This window comes from Aeromonas enteropelogenes, from assembly GCF_000819845.1.
GTDB classification, from domain to species: domain Bacteria; phylum Pseudomonadota; class Gammaproteobacteria; order Enterobacterales; family Aeromonadaceae; genus Aeromonas; species Aeromonas enteropelogenes.
This window is the reverse complement of the sequence record NZ_CDCG01000037.1, coordinates 128,831-146,818: the sequence shown is the minus strand read 5'-3', so window position 1 is coordinate 146,818 and position 17,988 is coordinate 128,831. Positions and strand designations below refer to the sequence as shown.

25 protein-coding genes and 1 tRNA gene are annotated in these 17,988 nt (G+C 58.7%); 1 reads left to right on the top strand and 25 read right to left on the bottom strand.

Annotated features, from left to right (window positions below; all coding sequences use genetic code 11):
• Positions 1–6: 6 nt before the first annotated feature.
• The 25 genes from fucP to BN1123_RS13400 all read right to left on the bottom strand — a co-directional run bounded on the left by fucP (position 7) and on the right by BN1123_RS13400 (position 17,615).
• A complete protein-coding gene (gene fucP, locus BN1123_RS13525) occupies positions 7–1,275 on the bottom strand; it encodes an L-fucose:H+ symporter permease (RefSeq protein ID WP_082037556.1) in 1,269 nt (422 codons plus the stop codon).
• 94 nt (positions 1,276–1,369) lie between these two features.
• Positions 1,370–2,104 (bottom strand): DeoR/GlpR family DNA-binding transcription regulator, encoded by a 735-nt coding sequence (locus tag BN1123_RS13520; protein WP_042027570.1) that lies wholly within the window; start codon positions 2,102–2,104, stop codon positions 1,370–1,372.
• An 850-nt stretch (positions 2,105–2,954) separates the two neighbouring features.
• Positions 2,955–4,130 carry a site-specific integrase gene (locus BN1123_RS13515; RefSeq protein ID WP_042027569.1) on the bottom strand — a complete coding sequence of 392 codons (1,176 nt, stop codon included), beginning with the start codon at positions 4,128–4,130 and terminating at the stop codon, positions 2,955–2,957.
• Positions 4,097–4,294: a hypothetical protein gene (locus BN1123_RS13510; protein ID WP_017411491.1), complete on the bottom strand. Its 198-nt coding sequence runs from the start codon at positions 4,292–4,294 to the stop codon at positions 4,097–4,099. The genes BN1123_RS13515 and BN1123_RS13510 overlap by 34 nt, the downstream gene beginning before the upstream one ends.
• On the bottom strand, positions 4,287–4,724 hold the full coding sequence (locus tag BN1123_RS13505; protein WP_042027567.1) for a hypothetical protein: 438 nt from the start codon (positions 4,722–4,724) through the stop codon (positions 4,287–4,289). The genes BN1123_RS13510 and BN1123_RS13505 overlap by 8 nt, the downstream gene beginning before the upstream one ends.
• 74 nt (positions 4,725–4,798) lie before the next feature.
• Complete coding sequence (locus BN1123_RS13500) at positions 4,799–4,990, bottom strand: hypothetical protein (protein WP_042027566.1); 192 nt, start codon at positions 4,988–4,990, stop codon at positions 4,799–4,801.
• A 9-nt stretch (positions 4,991–4,999) separates the two neighbouring features.
• Positions 5,000–5,620, bottom strand: coding sequence for a hypothetical protein (locus BN1123_RS13495; RefSeq protein WP_042027565.1), 621 nt, complete (start codon positions 5,618–5,620; stop codon positions 5,000–5,002).
• Positions 5,617–5,922, bottom strand: a complete 306-nt coding sequence (locus BN1123_RS13490) for a DUF4406 domain-containing protein (RefSeq protein WP_042027563.1) — start codon at positions 5,920–5,922, stop codon at positions 5,617–5,619. The genes BN1123_RS13495 and BN1123_RS13490 overlap by 4 nt, the downstream gene beginning before the upstream one ends.
• Positions 5,923–5,966: 44 nt before the next feature.
• Positions 5,967–6,185 carry a hypothetical protein gene (locus tag BN1123_RS13485; protein WP_042027561.1) on the bottom strand — a complete coding sequence of 73 codons (219 nt, stop codon included), beginning with the start codon at positions 6,183–6,185 and terminating at the stop codon, positions 5,967–5,969.
• Positions 6,149–7,333 (bottom strand): hypothetical protein, encoded by a 1,185-nt coding sequence (locus BN1123_RS20460; protein WP_052449264.1) that lies wholly within the window; start codon positions 7,331–7,333, stop codon positions 6,149–6,151. The genes BN1123_RS13485 and BN1123_RS20460 overlap by 37 nt, the downstream gene beginning before the upstream one ends.
• A gap of 3 nt (positions 7,334–7,336) precedes the next feature.
• Positions 7,337–7,675, bottom strand: coding sequence for a hypothetical protein (locus BN1123_RS13470; RefSeq protein WP_042027559.1), 339 nt, complete (start codon positions 7,673–7,675; stop codon positions 7,337–7,339).
• Positions 7,672–8,610: a recombination-associated protein RdgC gene (rdgC, locus tag BN1123_RS13465; RefSeq protein WP_042027558.1), complete on the bottom strand. Its 939-nt coding sequence runs from the start codon at positions 8,608–8,610 to the stop codon at positions 7,672–7,674. Before rdgC ends, BN1123_RS13470 begins: the two co-directional genes overlap by 4 nt.
• A 20-nt stretch (positions 8,611–8,630) precedes the next feature.
• Complete coding sequence (locus BN1123_RS13460; RefSeq protein ID WP_042027557.1) at positions 8,631–8,810, bottom strand: hypothetical protein; 180 nt, start codon at positions 8,808–8,810, stop codon at positions 8,631–8,633.
• 59 nt (positions 8,811–8,869) lie between these two features.
• Complete coding sequence (locus BN1123_RS13455; protein ID WP_042027555.1) at positions 8,870–9,448, bottom strand: phage N-6-adenine-methyltransferase; 579 nt, start codon at positions 9,446–9,448, stop codon at positions 8,870–8,872.
• Complete coding sequence (locus BN1123_RS13450; RefSeq protein ID WP_042027554.1) at positions 9,441–10,148, bottom strand: hypothetical protein; 708 nt, start codon at positions 10,146–10,148, stop codon at positions 9,441–9,443. Before BN1123_RS13450 ends, BN1123_RS13455 begins: the two co-directional genes overlap by 8 nt.
• A complete protein-coding gene (locus BN1123_RS13445; RefSeq protein WP_042027553.1) occupies positions 10,145–11,365 on the bottom strand; it encodes a hypothetical protein in 1,221 nt (406 codons plus the stop codon). The genes BN1123_RS13450 and BN1123_RS13445 overlap by 4 nt, the downstream gene beginning before the upstream one ends.
• A gap of 52 nt (positions 11,366–11,417) precedes the next feature.
• Positions 11,418–12,506, bottom strand: coding sequence for a coiled-coil domain-containing protein (locus BN1123_RS13440; RefSeq protein ID WP_042028183.1), 1,089 nt, complete (start codon positions 12,504–12,506; stop codon positions 11,418–11,420).
• Between the two features lie 72 nt (positions 12,507–12,578).
• On the bottom strand, positions 12,579–13,550 hold the full coding sequence (locus BN1123_RS21450) for a RecT family recombinase (protein WP_412149672.1): 972 nt from the start codon (positions 13,548–13,550) through the stop codon (positions 12,579–12,581).
• Positions 13,547–14,389 carry a PD-(D/E)XK nuclease-like domain-containing protein gene (locus BN1123_RS13430; protein WP_042027551.1) on the bottom strand — a complete coding sequence of 281 codons (843 nt, stop codon included), beginning with the start codon at positions 14,387–14,389 and terminating at the stop codon, positions 13,547–13,549. The genes BN1123_RS21450 and BN1123_RS13430 overlap by 4 nt, the downstream gene beginning before the upstream one ends.
• Positions 14,386–14,814 carry a hypothetical protein gene (locus tag BN1123_RS13425; protein WP_042027550.1) on the bottom strand — a complete coding sequence of 143 codons (429 nt, stop codon included), beginning with the start codon at positions 14,812–14,814 and terminating at the stop codon, positions 14,386–14,388. Before BN1123_RS13425 ends, BN1123_RS13430 begins: the two co-directional genes overlap by 4 nt.
• Complete coding sequence (locus BN1123_RS13420) at positions 14,811–15,176, bottom strand: hypothetical protein (RefSeq protein ID WP_042027548.1); 366 nt, start codon at positions 15,174–15,176, stop codon at positions 14,811–14,813. Before BN1123_RS13420 ends, BN1123_RS13425 begins: the two co-directional genes overlap by 4 nt.
• Before the next feature lie 2 nt (positions 15,177–15,178).
• Complete coding sequence (locus BN1123_RS13415) at positions 15,179–15,370, bottom strand: PA3496 family putative envelope integrity protein (RefSeq protein ID WP_042027547.1); 192 nt, start codon at positions 15,368–15,370, stop codon at positions 15,179–15,181.
• 323 nt (positions 15,371–15,693) lie between these two features.
• On the bottom strand, positions 15,694–15,945 hold the full coding sequence (locus BN1123_RS13410) for a hypothetical protein (protein ID WP_042027544.1): 252 nt from the start codon (positions 15,943–15,945) through the stop codon (positions 15,694–15,696).
• A gap of 220 nt (positions 15,946–16,165) precedes the next feature.
• Positions 16,166–16,242: transfer RNA gene (locus tag BN1123_RS13405), tRNA-Pro, on the bottom strand.
• A 752-nt stretch (positions 16,243–16,994) separates the two neighbouring features.
• Positions 16,995–17,615 (bottom strand): helix-turn-helix domain-containing protein, encoded by a 621-nt coding sequence (locus tag BN1123_RS13400; protein ID WP_052449263.1) that lies wholly within the window; start codon positions 17,613–17,615, stop codon positions 16,995–16,997.
• 130 nt (positions 17,616–17,745) lie between these two features.
• Between BN1123_RS13400 and BN1123_RS13395 the strand changes: the two genes are divergently transcribed.
• On the top strand, positions 17,746–17,961 hold the full coding sequence (locus BN1123_RS13395) for a Cro/CI family transcriptional regulator (protein WP_042027542.1): 216 nt from the start codon (positions 17,746–17,748) through the stop codon (positions 17,959–17,961).
• Positions 17,962–17,988 lie beyond the last annotated feature (27 nt).

Genomic DNA, 17,988 nt, shown 5'->3' with positions numbered 1-17,988 from the left:
TGCTCCTTATGCCTTGTGGCCTTTGAAACCGAAGTGAATGAGGTAGATAAATCCGATAAGCGGGATGATGAATGCCATGCGAATGCCGGCCATGTCCGAGATCTGGCCCATCAGGGCAGTCAGGACGGCGCCGCCGAGGATAGCCATGATGAGACAGCTGCCGCCGAACTGGGTGTCCTTGCCAAGGCCGTGTACCGAGAGGCCGAAGATGGTCGGGAACATCAGGGACATACAGGCGGAGACGGCGACCAGGGCGTATACGCCAGCCATGCCGCCGGCAAACATCACCCACAGCAGGCAGAACGACGCTCCCATGGCCAGCAACCCGAGCAGTTTGGCGGGGGAGATGTAGGTCATCAGGGCGGTGCAGATGAAGCGGCAGGCCGAGAAGATCACGATGGAGGCGAGCAGGTAGGTGGAGGCATCAGCCTCGTTGCCACCCACTTCCGTCATCACGTAACGAATGGTGTAGGACCAGCAGCCAATCTGGGCACCGACATAGAAGAACTGGCCCAGCACGCCGCGCACAAAGTAGCCCCTGGCCAGCAGGCGGGCGAAGCTGCCCTTGAGGTCCAGCCCCGTGCTGTTGGTATCGTGCGCCACCGGCATGCGGGTAAAGGCGATGGCCAGCCACACCGCGACGATGACCAGGGCCACCATCAGATAAGGTCCCATGACTGCGGCCAGCTCGCCGGCCTGGATCTGGCCGAGTTCGTCGGCGGACATCAGTGCCCGTTCGGCATCGGTGGCCGGATTAAGCTGCGAGAGAATGTAGAACTTGCCGATCAGCACGCCGGTGATGGAGCCGATGGGGTTAAACGATTGCGCGAGGTTCAAACGACGGGTGGCGGTTTCCTGCGGGCCCATCGCAATGATGTAGGGGTTGGCGCTGGTCTCCAGAATAGAGAGACCACCGGCCAGCACGAACAGAGAGGCGAGGAAGGGGCCATAGGTCATGATCTGGCTGGCCGGATAAAACATCAGTGCACCGGTGCAAAAGAGCCCGAGCCCGAGCAATACCCCCGCCTTGTAGCTGAACCGCTTGATAAAGAGAGCAGCGGGCAGGGCCAAACAAAAATAGGCACCATAAAAGGCGGTCTGAACCAGACCCGATTGCATATCCGTCAAGGTGAATACCTTTTTGAATTGAGCAATCAGGACATCCGTCATATTATTTGCAAGCCCCCACAGGGCAAAGCAACTGGTCAGCAGAATAAAGGGGATCAATATACTTCTGGGAACTACCTGACTGGATATTCCCGTGCTTTCGGGCACAATATCATCGCGGCTGTTTTCGCAAACAGCGGCATTGGATGTATTAGCCATAATGTAAACTCCATTTATTTTATATTGAGTAGGGTACAGTGTGTTATTTTTTGTATCTGCTTAATTGCCTTATATTGTTTTCATCTTTTTCTGTCAGAATTACATCAACATCGTTGAATTGACAGATCCTGACAATTCCGGAGCGGTTCTCTTTCCGGGTATCAGCCAGCAATACCTTCTGCCTGGCTGAGGCCAGCATCACCTTCTTGGTCGATGCGTTTATCTCATTGTTTTCCCAGACGCCATTGCCTTTGCTGTAGGCGGCGCAGGAGAAGAAAAGAGTATCCACCCGGTACTGGCTGATGTTGCCACTGGCAATGGTGCCAACGAAGGCGGCATATTTCTCAGAGTATTCACCACCGATGGCGATGGTCTTGATGTTCTTCTTGACTGCCAGGCTCAGCACATTTCGAAATGAGTTGGTGATTACCGTCATGGATATATCTGGCAGTGCTTCAGCCAGGTACCAACACGTTGAACTGGCATCGAGCATGATAATATCGCCGGGGTTAATCAGGGCCAGCGCCTTATAGGCGATCAGCTTCTTTTCAATGGAACTCTCGTGCTTGCGTTTATTGAATGCCAGCCCGGCATCGGCATTATCCAGAGAGATGGCACCGCCATGCACTCTTTTTACAGAGCCATTGGATTCCAATTCCTGCAGATCACGACGTATTGTTTCCAGCGATACTGAAAAACGCTCGGAGAGTTCCTTAACGGTGACTGAACCGGCTTGAACAATATATTTTTCAATATCGATAACGCGAGGTGACAACATAATTGGCTCTGCTTTGTTGGAATGAGCCGATTATAGGGGGAGGTGACTTGGAATATGTGTGATCTGACGCAGGATTTACCGAGTGAAAAACGGATGTAAAGCAATCAAAACGGGCATAACACCACATGGGTGATGCATATAACTAGTTGAAGTATATGTATTTGGTTGAAATCAAGGCTTGCCCGTTTCGGCATTGATTATCCGAAATCGGACAGTATTCAAATACAAAAAATTGAATTGGCTCACAGAGAAAAGAGAGTCTTAAAAATGGGGGGCATGTATTCAAGATGAAGCAGTAAATAGAGATCCTGAAAGGATGTCGTGTATTGGCATCATTGGAATCCTTTTTGTTATTCGTTAGATTGTCTAAAATTCGTACGTGTTGACGTGTTGACGTGTTGACGTGTTGACGTGTTGACGTGTTGACGTGTTGACGTGTTGGTGTAACCCGCCATCAAAAATGAAAAACCGGGAACGGGTGAAAAAACGGGAGAGATGGCAGGACAAACACAGGTGTGGTGAGGCTGGCGGCACGAGATGGCAAAGCCGGGCTGTTTACCAAAATATGACAAAGCGCCGTGCCTGGCTGATGGCGATGCGCTGAAAATGAAAAATGGCGTGATGAGTGGTACTGCACGTCTAAACGTTAGTATCCAGAGCGGCTTGCGCTGTCGGTGAACATTTTTGTGGCTGGGCTGTGCGTGGAGTCTCGGCACGGTTGAATAGACTGCTCGATAACCAACAAAAAGGGCCTCTTCCGAAGAAGAGGCCCTTTCCAAACGTTTGGTGGAGCTGGGGGGATTTGAACCCCCGGACTGTGCAGCTTTACCAATTGAACTATAAGGCTTTTTTATTTTCCGTGTGGATTTTGGATCAGGATTGGCGCTTTTGCTGTCTGGCCGTCGTACTCGGCGAGGTAGGATCCGTAGTGCCGAAATAGCATCTCCGGCCCTTTGTGACCCATCTGTGTGGCGAGCCAAAACAGGTTGCAGCCGCGGCTGATGTTGGCCGTGGCGAAGGTGTGGCGGGTTTGGTAAAGGTGGCGATAGCGAACACCGGATCGCCGGAGGGTGTAGAGCCAGGCTTTCTTTCTGATGGACTCAGCCCCAGACCATGGCTCATTGAGCTTCGGATCTTCAAACACGTACTCGCCGCGCATAAAGGTAAAACGCTTCTGGCTGGCCAGCGCCGCCAGCGCCTCACTCGTCAGCTCGATAGTGCGAGTGCCTGCCCTGGTCTTGGTGGTCTTGATGACCCCCACCACTTTAGCGGCCGACACCTGCACGGTGTTACCAATCCAGTCGATTGATCCCCAGCGCAGGGCGCAGATCTCAGACGGTCGCATGCCGGTGGCGAACGCGAACGCGAACAGGTTTGCCCACTGCTCGTTGATGCCGTGAGCGGTCGAGATGATGGCGGCCACTTCATCCGGGTTGAACGGATCCACGTCCTTGGCTCCCTGTTCAGGAACTGAATCCACGTCCAAATACCTGGAGACAGTGACCAGCGACACCGGATTTGATGGAAGCAGCCCATCAGTGACTGCTTCATCAATGGCACTACGCAGGAACGACAGCCGGTTGCGGGCCGTCTTGGCGGTGGTACTGCGTCTTACCAGCCAGTTCTTTACTTGTGCCGGGGTCAGCTCCGATACGGTGATCCCGTGCAGATCGGCCAGCGCCTTGTGGCATTTGCGGTACCCGACCATGGTGGACGGGCTTAGCCCACGGCTTTCACAGCGGTGCAGGTACTCATCCAGATAGTCAGACACCTTGGCGGCGATCGAGGCGCCGCCGAACATGCGCAGCTTTTTGGATTTCGGGAAGTAGTCGGCGTAGGCGAACTGGCCGCGCTCTATCTTGCCCTGGATCTCGCCGAGCAGGCGGGATGCATAACGCACGTTCGCCGTGGTGTTGGGCAGGTTGGACAGGGGCTCTCGGCAGCGAACCCCCTTGAAGGTAAAGGTGATGTTGATGGTCTCACCGCGCAGGCTCACGCCGCGTGGGAGCTGTTTTTCATTGCCCACTTGGTTACCTCCGCGATGTTGACCCAACGCTCCTTCACCCCGTCCACGTTGACGATGTGCACCCCAAGCTGCCAGATACCGCGCTGGATCCGCTTGTTGATGGTATCCCGGTCGGTGATCTCGATGGTGCTCAGGTAGGTGCTGAGCGGGATGGCGTCAGGCATTCTCATTATGATGAGCTGGCCCGGGATGTGGCTTACTGCTGGATCTGCTGCTGTGCCCATGGTGATTGGTCCTCATTATCCTGGTGATTTCATCCCGCCCCGCTCGGTTGTAGAGGAAGCATTCCACCTGCTTTCTACTACTGCTCGCCTGGTCAAGGCGATACTCCCCGAACGCGGGGCGCTTAAGGTTGTGTAGGTTGGCCAGTCGGCCGATGGCTTGCGCGCTCACCCCCAGCTCCTTTCCAAGATCGGTTGCGCTCCAGAGCTGGCCGGCAACCCGGGGTGCTTCGATGGGTAGGTCGAAGTGCGCCAGGATGCGGCCGATCTCGGCGAGCTTGGCCGAACGGGAAAGGGTGGGGGAGCGCACGGCGCTGACCAGCTCGTTGAGAAGCTGGCTGTCCTGGTCGATGGTCAGTTGAAGTTGTTGCATGGCGTGGCCCTCCTGTCCCAGAGGATGGGGCGCCGATTGAGTTGAAGGAAGGGCCGCTATTCAGAGCGGCCAGTTCAAACGGGCTTAAACCGCTCGAAACCAGCGAACAGGGTCAGCGTCTCGTCATTCTCACCCCATACAGCCACCGGTTCGCCGTTGAGGCTGCGTGACAGCTCCTCCGCTTTCGCTTCAGCAGTCTGAAGGTCGTCAATGAAGGGATCTGTCTTGGCTGGAGCCTGGAACAACCCGTAGCGATACTTGGCCATGTCAGTCTCCTATGGGCAGCAGCGCGGCGAGCCGCCGCAGTAGTGATGATTCGGGTCAAACTCAGCAGGGGTGCAATAGATTGGGGTGAGTTGTTCGCAGCATACGCACTCACCTACCCAGCCTCCTTTTGCTGCCTGCCACTGGATGACGCCATCATCTTTAAGCTGCTCAAACCTGGCCTTGTCTCGGGCCCTATTGTTTGCCTTGACCTGTTCCAGCAGGGCGTAGATCTTGGCGTGCTTGATGACCCAGGCGCCGGTCATATTGGCTTTGAGCTTCGGCCATGGATTGATGGTGTCGGGGTCCTGTCCCGGCGCCACCTCATCAGCCTCTCCGAAGTGCCACAGCAATACCTCTTTCGCCACATAAAGGACTGAGTGCCAGTCTTCCGCCTCGCCCCAGTAATCAGTGCCGCCGCCGATGCTCGGCATGTGGTTCACGCTGACCCGCACCTCACGGTTCTGGCGCTCCTGCTTTCCGGTGAGTGGCGGTCTATCTGCACGGCCTTGGCGAGAGCGCCAGTGCGGCTGGCTCAGGTCCAGCTCATCATCGACCCACACTTTTCCAATGGTATTGCCAAGGATGGTGTGGAGCTTCTTGCTCAGCTTCTTCTCGATACGTGGCTTCATGCAGCCTCCTCGTGCGGGATTGAAGTGAGGATCACCGGCTTGCCTAGCTTGATGGCCAGGGCATGCTCTGCTCTGGCGCCAGCGCTGCGCTCCCAGCCAGGCAGCATGACCAGCTGATCGGCCATCTTGACCATTTCGATGCAGATGGCCATGTACTCGTGTTGCTCCAGCCCATCCGGCAGGATCGCCGGGTTGAGCGCGATATGCCCGAGGGCATGCAGGCGTTCGGCCTCCAGGTTGAAGGCGTCGCGGTTGAAGTTCGGCAGGCCGCTCATCGGCCCGGCTATGTAGATTTTCGCCATGGTGAGTCCTTGAATTGGAAGCCCCGGACTGGCCGGGGCTCTGGTTATGCCCGCCAGCCCCGGTACCCGATAAAGCCGGGATCCATGACTTGCCTGAACGGCAGGACGGGGAGGTGGGCTATCAGGGTCTTGAGCTGGGGGTTATCGGGTTGGCTGTCGATGGTGACCCGGGCGCCGGGGTTGATGCGGAGGTATCTGGCGCGGGTCTCTTCGGCTTCGGTGCGGGTCAGGCCGGGCTGGATGATGGGCTCGCGGAATCGCACGGCTCACCTCCTGATGGTATTGGTGCGGCAGGCAGTACCAGGGCATCGGCCAGCAGGACGTATTCCCCCTCGTCGTCTTGCTCCATTTCGGCGCCGCAGCCTTGACCGAAGGAATCGCAGTGCCCGCCCAGGGTGTAGCGCTGGAGGGATGCAATGTCCGACATAAGGACCAGCCCGTCGCCCGGGTTCTGCTCCTGCATCAGGGCGATCAGCTCCTTGCTGTCGCCAGACAGGGTGGCTGTGATATTGGCGGAGAGGATTGCGTGTCCCTCCGCTATCTGTTTGCTGGGGGCGCACTCGACTGCCTCGTCCACATAGAGTTGTACCTGCGCGAGCATATCCAGCGCCCCCTTGAGTCGGCTTTGCAGTGCGTCGTGCTGGGCTTGCAGCTCGCGGTAGTCCTGCTCGGTCGGGGTGGTCGTGGACTCGGCCCAGTCGGCATCTGGCTGCGCTTGCTGGGGGTGCAGCGTGCCATACATCAGCACGCGATCCCGGGCCGCCTTGATGCGCTCCCACAGTTCGGCACCACCCACCGGGCCGCCCGGCGAGTCCAGCTCAACCATGACCCCCTGAAGTTCATCCATCATCTGGTGGAGGATGAACTCCGCGTGGCTGGGGATGGGGTGCCCGACAAAATCGAGGGCGGTTGCCACCTCCGGCAGCAGCTCGTCCCAGGTGGCGATGTCGCCGTTCTTGTGCCAGCCTGCCACGCCCTGGCTGTTGTTCATCACGTCCTGCACGTCATTCAGCGCCTCGATAAGGGTGTCGCGGTGCTGGTGCAAGCGCTTGAAGTAGGCGACAGCATCCATGACAGAGCCGGACGCCCGGACGACATCCTTATTTGGGATCGTTGCCAGCACAGCCCCCAATGCTTTTTGCCAGTCATCGCGATCCCGCTCAAGATCTAGCATCTGGTTGCCGACAGCCGCCACAAGCCCCTTCTGCTCCAGCTCGTCCGTGGGCAGCCCGTGACAGGCATTCCAGCAGGCGACCAGCCGCCGGGCATTGGCGGCGGTGACGGACTCGGCGACCAGGTGGCCGCCGTAGTATTCGACGGTATCGCTGCCGCTCATTTCGGGGGTGGGGTGGTCTGCCACAACCGCCCCCGAGTGGCCTACCCGCAGCAGGCCCTTGGTGTGTTCGCTCATACATCACCCCAGCATTCTGATTTCGTCGTCCGTCAGGCCAGCGGCCCGGGCCTTGTCCATCACCCGCAGGCGCTCGGCGTTGAGCGCGTCAGCGCGGCGATCTGCGTCGTTGGGCTCGATGATGCTCACCGGAGCCAGCCAACTGCCGCGCACCTTCACGGCGATCTCCTTGCTGACGTTGGCGTCGCTCCCCTGGACGCCCTTGTGTATCGCCATGCGTGCGGCGGTTGCGGGTGAGCCGCAGACGTGGATCGGGTACTGATACCCACGCCCCTCGGTAAGGTCGGTATTGGTGTAAACCACCCAGACCTCTTTGGTGTCGGTAATGGTGATGTCGGTCATGCCGCCTTCTCCTCTGCCGGGGCTTGGTAGTCCATCATGGTGCAGAGGTCGGTGATGGCCTTCGACAGCAGGATGAGGTTTGCAGCGTTGCACTGGCGCCAGTGGTGGGCGTAGTCATCGGCGTCATCGTCCGAGTCGTAATCCGGCATGGCGATGGCTCGCAGGCTGAAATCACTGTTCAGCTTGAAGCTGATGGGTTCGTGCCACAGCTCCAGCTCTTCCACCTGGTAGCCAGCTTCCAGCAGGGAAACCACATCGGATGCGCGATCCCCGTTGAGATCCATGCCCTTGAAGGTCACCATCTCTTGCGCGGTGTCGGCAGACTTGAGCTTGACGAACTGGAGCGGGGAGAAGGGGCCGAGCGCTTCCGGGCGCTCTGCACTATCGGTCAGGTAGTCTTTCAGGCGGTTGCTGATCCCCATCTTGATGTCGTCGATGTGGATGGTCTGGGTCTTGAGGGAGCCCATGCACTTCACCAGCAGGTGCATGACCACCTTGAGCGGGCGCTTGGTGGTGGTGTTGAGGTACAGCAACTCGTTGCTCTGGTCGTACAGGGCGTGGATGAGCGTGGTTTCATATTCAGCTGTGGCGGCCATCTCAACAATCAATTGGTCCTTCATGGCCAGCTTCTCTTTGCGAGTAACCTTCTCCCGCAGACCGGAGCTGATCAGCGCATCAACGCGCTCTTTGAGCTTGCGGTTGACGATCTTGGTCGGAATGAGCTTGGTGTCTTGGCGCACGACGAATGCGTAGCCGACGCCTGGCAGGTTGGTAACAAGCTCGCCGGTCACCTGGTTGTTCTCGAACCCGGCGCAGCTGAGCTGATTTTCAGTGAGCGGAGTGAAGGAGAGCTCGGCCAGGTGTTCGCGCATTGCTGCGATGGCTGGGAGCTTGGCACTGTAGATGCTGGCGGATTTGATAACGGAATGGTTCATGGTCTGGGTCCTTTGGTCGGTTAGTTGCGGGCTTTCTTGGCCTGCAGGTCGTGGATCTTCTTGGCTGCGGCCTCGGCGGTTTGCCGGTCGCAGGTGATGCCGCCTGGCAGGACGAACTTGCCGGGCTGCTTGGGATGGGGCATGACGACACCCAACCCGATGACTACTGCGCCGCAGTAGGGGTTTTCTGTCTTTTGCATGAGAGTCCTATGAGATATCCACCGTTCCTGTGTGGCTGGCGGTGGATGGGTTGGGGGTATCAGGCGGCAGCGCTGATGGGCTCTGCTCCGGTCAGCAGCAGCGTGAGCTTGCTGACATCACGGATCCGGCATTCGCCGCGCCAGTTGGGTGCGAAGATGAGGAGCATGGAGCCCTTGGGGTTGCCCTTCATCTCCTCGCCGGTGGCCTTGTTGATGAAGCTCACCCGGCCGTTGCGCCACTTGCCACTGGCATCGTGGTAGCCGGTGATGTGCCGCACCTCGCTGGCGCGCACACCGGGATACCATTCGGTGCTGGTGTCTTGGGGGACCAGCATGACGGTACCGATGCCGCGCCCCTGCTGCTCGATGGCCTTTTCCACCCATGGACCGATATCGGAGTAGGGCGGGTTGAGCCATGCCCACGGCGAGCGCACTGACGGGCTGATAAAGTCGCCCCAGTCCACGCTTAGGGCGTCGATATCCGGCGTCAGGTAATTATCACAGAGCGCAGTTTCCGGTAGGGCGGCGGCATCGAGGGCGAAGTTGAATTCCAGATCCAGCGCCCTGAACAGATAGAGCGGGGTCTGGGTCATGTCGCGGGTGGCTTCTGGGGTAGTGGAGCCGCGATAGTCAGCCATTGGCGATCTCCTTTCTGGCTTTGCTGTATCTGGCCGCGTCCTCGCAGTCATCAATGTGGCTGGCGCCATACTTCTCTCTGGCCGCCTCTGCGCAGCTGTACGCCTCGTATGGGCTGAACCCCCAGGTAACCTTTCCGCAGAGATAGCAGTTGCCGCGGGTGCGGCCGGTGGTCTGACGTTTCCGTGGGCGCTTTGGCTTACGGATCCCGGCAGCGGTGACCATGCGGCGCTCATTGACGTTGCGCGCCTGGAATGTGCGGCGACTGATGGAGACGGCATACAGAAACGGGTAGATGGCAGCATCATCCAGAAACCGCATGGCCTGCTCAGCTTCATCCTTGGTCAGCACCAGGGCGTCTGAAAGGTTCACCGTGCGACCGCGCTCGGCCTTCCAGTAAACGTCGTTGCCATCGTAGTCACCGCGGTTGACGTGAATGACGTATTTACCGCCATCCGCACCCAATCCGCCCTGGCTCTCATCAAGATACTGGTGGTCCACTCGCACGGTGGCGAGATCATCGACCAGCGCTTTGCAGAGCGGCACATCGGTATGGCGGTCGTTGAAGTGGCGCTGCGCTTCCTCCAGAGTGTAGACGTGCGCCCTGTCGAGATTGGTGGTGTAGCCGTTGCCGTTCTCAGCCCAGAACATGCAGGTGCTGCCTACATTGCTTCTGGTGTCGCGCAGGTAGAAGCCTGTCATGCCGCCTCCTTGTGCTGTTCCGGTTGCTGGCTGGCTGCGAACTGCTCCTCCCACAGCTTCACCTTGAGCTCGCAGGCGTAGACGATCTGGCCGACCAGCTTCTCGCCAATCCCCTTCACCTTGTCCAGCTTGTTCCCCTGGTGGCTCATTACCTTGTAGAGGGTGTCGATCCCCGCTTCGAGCAGTGGCTTGATGGTGCGCGGCGGCAGGCCACACTCGTGAATGCTGACCGTCTTGGCCCATTCGGTGCGGGGCTGCAGGTGGGGATGACTCTGCTCCAGGGCCTCCTGCATGAAGGCGAAGATGTCCCGGGTCATATCGTCCGGAGCGTCAGCTCCATAGGGGATCGGGTAAATGGGGTTCATCCACTGACTCAACATGACCGAGCAGCCTGAGCCGTCGGATTTCATGGCGTGCAGCTTCCAGTTGAGATCGTTGATGAGGTAGGGGAGGTTGGACCGCAGGCCGTAATCCACCAGGTAGACGTTCCAGAGCGTGCCATCCTCGCCCTTGTAGGTGTTGCCGAGGTGTTTGTGCCAGACCAACTTGGCAGCGCGGGCGCTCTCCAGCTCCATGATGACGGTGTGGCGGCGCTCCAGCTCGCGATCCTGGTCGTTGATGGAGCCAAGCAGCTCATTGATACGGCGCTCCAGCTTCAACACTTCCGAGCGGTAGGCCGCCTCGTTGCCCTTGTGCTTGGCGATCGCCGTGCGTTGCACCTCCAGCAGCTCGTTCTTCTCCTTGATGCGGCGCTTCATGCCGGCTGGATCCATGGCGTTGAAGTCGGCCAGCTGGCGTTCCAGTTGGCGGGAGGTGTACTGCAGGGCACTGAATTTGGTCTCTACCTCGTTCAGGGCGCGCTGCGCCTTGTAGAGCTCGTCTGCCTTGGCTTCCAGCTCGGCGGCTCCTTCTTGCCGCGCGGCCGCAATGCGCTGCTCGGCTTCGGCTACCTGCTGGCGCAGCTGGCTGACCAGTGCGATCTGCTCATCCAGCTCGCCATCCCGGGCTACCAGCTGGTCGATGAGTCCGTTGAAATCGTCAATATGGGCGTTGGCCGACTCGCTGATCATGGTCAGGTTGGCTGTAACGATAGGCTCCAGCCCGGCGACGGCCTGCTTGCAGTGTTCGGCCGGCATGTCTGCCAGCAGTCGGATCTGGTTGGTGATGGTGTTCAGGGCAAGGCTGGTTGCCTCACTGGGGTTCAGTTCAGTGGTCATGGTGCGGGTCCTGTTGTAAAGCGAAAGCCCCGTTGGCGGCGGGGCTTGTTGGTCAGTAGTTGATGCTCAGGTGATCGATCTTGTTGCTGGCGATCTGTTTGATGAGGTTGATGGCCTTGTCCTCTTCAATGCCAAGCCCCATCAGGTCCATCAGGATGGCGTTGTTGATGGTGCGGCGGTGCTCCACGTCTGCGGCTCGGCGCTCCTCTTCCTGCCGCTTGTGAGCCTGCTCCTGTGCGATGCGCTGGCGTTCTTGCTCGGCGGCGCGGGCGGCGGCTTCTTCTGCCTGGCGCGCGGCGTTGGCTTCGGCCTTCTGGCGGGCAAGCTCGGCAGCTTCGGCGTCGCGGCGGGCCTGCTCTTCACGCTCGCGGGCAGCCTGGGCTTGGCGTTGGGCCTCCAGCTCACGGTGCTGTGCTGCCTCACGCTCCAGGCGCTGGCGATTTTCTTCCTGGATGCGGGCCCGCTCCGCAGCCTGCTCGGCTATCTGGCGCTCGCGGTCGAGGCGTTCCTGCTCAGCCTGTTTCTGGCGCAGCAGCTCCAGCTCGGCCTGCTCGGCTTCGTACTTCTGGCGGGATGCCAGCGCTTCGCCAATGCGCTTGGTCGCCAGCTCCTTGGCGACAGTCGCCTGGGGCAGCAGCTCTTGCCAGGTGTCATCCAGTGCGGTCTGTTCCGCTTCCTGCAGCATGACCTGCAGGTCGGCGGCGGTGATCTCGATGCTGGCGGAGGCGCCCAGCTCATTGAGGCGGGCGAGGCGGCCCTGCAGGGCTTCCACTCTGGCTGATTCTGCCGCTTCGTACTGGGTGAGCGGGGCGCGCACCTCGTCTTTCAGGGCATCGAGGTCATCACGTATGGTCTTGCGGTTCGCATCGATGCGCTTGGGGATCTCCTTGTACTTGTCAGTCAGCTCCTTGCCGAACCCTTCCAGATAGGTCTTGGTCTTGGCCACGGCGTAGGCGACGCTGGCGATCTCCTTGCGGCCCTTGGTGGTGGTGATGTCGGGCACCAGGCTGGTCGCCTTTTGGCGGATGTCGGCCAGCAGTTCAGCAATACCCTGGCCTTCGGTGAACAGGGCGACAGCGGTAGTGGGTTCGATGACAACCAGCTGGGTCTGGGCGGTATCGGTCTTGGCTTGTTCGGTCATGATGGGGTCCTTGTGGCGCTCGGCCATAAAAAAGCCCACTGGTTGGCGGGCTGGATGGGTTGAAGTGGTTGGTTACACTTGTGATTTGTCGAGCTGTTTCTTGCGCTCGCCGGCGATCTGCTTGATGCCTTTCTCGATCTCTTTGTCGCCGGTTTCGCTGGCCCAGGCCCAAGCAGCGGTGTAGGCCTGCTGCCACTCGGTGGTATCGCTGGCCGCCTCAATGGCGGCGCAGTGGTCGGCGTAGGCGCTGGCGTGGTCAACCTGTTCACCAGCATCTACTTCCTGTCGCGGCACTGGCTGATGCTGAGGTTCAGCCTCAATCACCGTCCGTGGTGTGCGCATTGCGTCGAGAGCACGGCTGCCAGAGGGCGGTGGCGTCACATCACGCTCGATCCGCTCACCTTCGAACTCATCCGGCGTGTAAACACCCATAATCACGTCAGGGCAGTAGAGGCGCGCCCAGCGCTTGGTGGCCAGATACGCCAGCTGCTGGCGAGGGTCATCAGCCCAGAGCGTGGAGTTGCGTGTGCGCGCCTGAGCAAGGAACAGCTCCAGCATTCGCGGTTCGTCCTCGCCCTTGATGGTGGCCCACACCTTGATGCCAAGGCCCTCTTCATCTTTCAGTGTCCAGCCGGGGACGCGATATTCACCTTTATCCCCCTTTCTGATATCGAACTTGCCGATCACCCTGCTCCAATCCCCGAACCACTCGAAGTGGAGGCGGTCTTTTGTGGGGGCGAGGGCGGTGATCACCGCGTTGACCAGTTGCGCCTCGTAGCCAATCTTGCCGGATACGAAGTGTGTCTTCTGGGCTACGGCAAACGGGTTCATGCCCCACTGTACCGCCTGCATCACCACAGCCAGGCAGTCCCCCGGGCTGTTGCGGTATTCCTGCGGGATGGTTGCCTTGCCGGTCGCCATGATGTTGGCGAGGTTAACCATGGAGTTCATGCTGGCCACGTCGAGGGTGAGGTTTTGCCCCATGCCCTGCGGGGCTACTGCGGTTTGCTGGTTGCCGTATTCGGCAATCTGGGTGTTGTTCACGTTGCTCTCCTTGCCCATGCCGGGCGGGTAAGTGGTATCAGGTCGTGCCAGTCGTTGTTAACTCGGCACTCGTGGAATTTGCGCAGGTCGCGGCGGTAGAGGTCTTTGCCTGCCTCTTTCCACTCCTGCTCCAGCGGGCGAACCCGCACTGGGTAGCGGCCGCACTCAATGGATGAGCTGACCGCGATAAAGATGAAGTCCGGGATCTCGCCGTAAATCTCGAGATAGCCATCGGAGTACATGGCGTCCTGAACGTGGTAGCGAAATTCCTCGACGTGACGCTCGAAGCGGGACATGTCGTCCACCTTCTTGACGTCAGCCATGATGGGGTAGTTGTTGAGCTTCTTGTCTGGCCGGCAGCGGCAGAGCTCTTCTGTCTCGCGGTCAGTCCAATAGAGCGACCCCTCGCAGAGTCCGTCCTGCTCCAGTAGCCAGCGGGCGTCAGGATGGGCGAACACGCTTTCGCGCATCAGCTGCAGCTTGCGCCCATCCTCTGCGGTCATGATGGTCTTGCCCAGCTCGGAGCAGTTGGCCAGAAACTCCTTCTCTTCATCCTTGCCAGCGTTGGTACGGCGGTTGAACTCAGGGGCGATGATGAAGCGATCCTCGAACTCTTCCGGCTCCAGCAGCAAGCAGTGCAGGGCGGTGCCCATATCCAGCGCCTTGAGCTTTTCCTCATCGACAGGCGCGCTCTTGCGCCAGATGTAGGTGGCTGGGCTCTCGGCGATGTCGTCGAGCTGGGATTTGCTGATGCCGGGGCCGGAGTGGTACTCCTCGTTGGAGAGGCCCAGCACCAGACCTTGCGGCAGGGCCAGGCTGGTATCTACGGCGGCGTTCATGCTGCACCGCCTTTGGCTTTGGCGATGGCGGTGCGGGCCATAAGAAGTCTCTCGTCGATCTTTTCTTCTTGGGCCTGAATCGCATCGTCTAGGGCTTTCCCGTACTTACCAGAAAAGCCAGATGGCTCATCATGGATTGCAACCATCAGCTCCAGAGCCGCCAGCAGCTCGTCGCGCGACCGTTCAGCGGCAAGAAATCTTGCACTAATGGAGGTAACAAGCCCTTTTTGCTCAAGCTCATCGTTCGATAGGTTGCGGCAAGCATTCACGCAGGCCACGATGCGGCGGGCGTCAGGAATGGCGGTTTCGTCATCCTCACTTCCAACCTCTGCAATGTGGAATGATGTTTCAGCGGATGAGATGAATACGTCACCACTCGCATCCTGATGAACACCCCACGGCTCAGGTGTGTGCTTTATGGTCATGCTGCGCTCCTGTGCTGGTATTGCTGCCACTGCTCCTCGCTCATGGCGGTTTGCAGGTCGGCGAGATGGTTGCTCCATGCGTCATTGGCAAGGTCGGAAAGGCCGGCATCCACCACCTGCTGGACAAACTGCACCAGATGGGAGTGGTCGCCGTCATTCATCAGCAGCCAGATGGCTTGGTTGTACTGGCGATGCTGGTCGTTGTTGAGCTCACACAGCAGGGTGGCCGGGTCGGTGCTCAGCATGCCTGCCATCAGGAGCGGTCGGTTGGTGGCTGCCCACTCGGCGATCCACTCGGCTTTGGCGTTCGCCTCGGCTTCGCGGCTTTCGAGCAGAGCCAGCAGAGCGGATTCTCTGGTCATGGCTATAACTCCAGTTCACGCTGCAGGGCGCGCTTCTCGTGATACTCCTCGATGGCGCGGCGGGTGGCGGTGCGTTCGTGGGCGCTGCGGCGCTCTGCTGCGCTGGGTTCGACGCTCACGCTGTAGCGGTGTTCCGTGCGGGGCGGCATGGAGCCGCGAAAGCCCATTACCTGGGCCTCGGTCAGTTGCTTCATGGTCTGGGTCCTCTTGGTTATCCGAAGGCGGCCACAGCTTCGACGCTATGGTGTTGCCAGCTCCACCGGAGCCGCCTTGGGATACCGGCTCGCAAGCCGGGATCCATTCACATTCACGCACCGCTTTCCGAATTGACGGGTTATCGGCGCATCCCTACCGGCATCGGGATTCGTGGTTGTGAGCCGGTTCCAGACTGTTAAGGAGCGGTGCAACGCTGCTTCTTTTGGCAAAAAGAGGTTGCAAGAAGCCAAAGCGCACTTGTGGCACTTGTTGAAATGGGCTTTGGCTACGGCGCTATGAGGGAAGCGCCAGACCCTGCAAATCAGATGGATTCGAGGTGGTACTGCGTGCGTGCGTTCAGCATGGCTCTGTGACCTTTCGGGATGCGGCCAAGTCGCTCATTGGCGATGGCGCGCTTTTCTGCCAACTTTTGGCGGCGGATGTCGTCTGCGATTTCGCTGACGCGGCGATGGAGGCGTGCTCTGCGAGCTTTGTTTCCGCTTACGTGATCAGCGATAGTGGCGATGATCTGGTCTGCGCGTTGCGCGGCTCTGGAAAAAATGTTCTGGGTCATGGTACATTTACTCCTGTTGGCGAGTTGGTCCTCGCTAATTCCAGCTGGTTGACTGGCTGGGTCCTGATTGTCGGGGTTGGTCCCTCGGCATTCTCCGACTGGGTTGGTACCCCGGTCCTTCAAAGCCCGCCCTGTGCGGGCTTTGTCGTTCTTACGCGCTGGTCAGGCGCTTTACTGCTGCCCTGGCTGGGGCTGGGTCCTGATTGCTGGGTGTCTAATTTGGTCCGCCTTGCAGGACTTGAACCTGCGACCCTCTGGTCCCAAACCAGATGCGCTACCAGGCTGCGCTAAAGGCGGATGTTCGTTGTGGTGGCCGGTGCTGAACTCCGGCATTTCAGTGTCTACCTGACTCGGCTTACCCCTTTCCACCGGGAGATTCTTCGAGCTTCCCGTCCTTCGCGCATCAGCCTGCGCATTCACCACAACTGCGGATTGCACTGTTGGTTGCTACTCCAGTTCGCGTCGTCATCGCTTTGGTGACCTAGCTCGTCACCGGCTTTTGATGCCTACCAATGCAATCCCAGTTGTGCGCTCACCTTCCAGCAAGCTCGGTTCGGATAAACACGCGGCGCGTATTGCTACGAACTAGGCGGGATCTATCTCTCGGTCGCCGCCTCGATGACACCTAGAGAACAATTTGCCTTGTATCGCTAAACCAAGAGCCCAAAACTCTTTGTCACACTGAGAGCTGAGTGCTCCCGACAGGTTTCCGATTCATGACCATTATCTGGTCTTCGGCCTGGACAACGCCCAAGGCAAAGCGTTACCAGTAGCGACAACATCATGAGCTGATACATACCACCCCCGGTTGTCTTCTGGCCTTTTACTCCGCCAGAGCGGGAGGTTCCCCAAGACCTTCACCACGATTGGCCGCCTTCCACGCTGCCCCTTGTTGCTCCCGGCCTTGGTCGTTCTCTCAAGAGGACGATATGCAAACTGTATTCTTTAGAGAACGATTGGTCAACACCGATCTCTAAAATAAACGATATTTTTTTTGAACAACAAAAAACCCGCCGAAGCGGGTTAAGGGGAGGGAGAGGAGAGGGGGATTACTTGATCTCGTTGCGCCTCAGTTCTGACAACTTGCCAAGCACGATAGCCTCACTGGATGTGACCGTGCCAAGCCTTGGATCGTCTACACCGTAAACCCATCCATCAATCCCCGACATTGCCCTTAGCAGCCGCGCTTGATCATTCTTTTCGAGCCTGATCAGCATTACAGCACCCTCCTCTGGAGTGCGGTCAGCCAAGCTGAAGATGCAGATGTCACCGGCCACAATGCCTGATTTTGATAGGTGATCGTTTGTGGCCTCGATGGCAATGCTGTGGCTTTGGTTCTCTGCCACCACATACCGCCCGCTATTCATGTTCGGCAGCATATCTGTTGCCAGGTTCCCCACGTCATCCAAGGTCCAGACCGGCACTTTATCCGAATTGAACTGAATGTCGTTTAGCAACTCACCGCTGCTGCGACCGGTGTATAGCCAAATAGGGTCAACCTTCAGCACCCTGGCAATGGAGATCAGGGATGACACTCGCATTTCACGATTCGGGTTATTGATGGTGTTGCTGATCACGCTCTTGGATAAGCCGGTACGGCGAGCAAGCTCAGACATGCTGATGCCCAACTCTTGCAGCTTTTCTTCAAGGCGTTGCCCGAAAGTTTTCATCAATAACCTCTTGTTCTCTTTAGAGACTAAATTGTAATTCCGTTGTCGATCACTTTGGGCGACGTCTGCGGTTGACATCGTTCTCTGTAGAGGACATTATTTCAATGCAACCACAAAAGGACCCAGACCAATGAAGAAACATGAAGTAATCGGATATTTCGGCAACATGGCCCGCGCAATGAAGGCGATCGGCATCTCCCGCAGCCTCGCGGTGAAGTGGGGTGAGGTGATTCCCGCCCAGCATGCAGTTAGCTTTGTCATCGCCAGCAACGGCGAGCTGCGGCTGGGCCTGGAGGATTACCCCCTGCTCAAGGAGCAGGACCATCCTACCCAGCAGGCAGCCTAACCAGTCGCCCAACCATCCACAGGACCC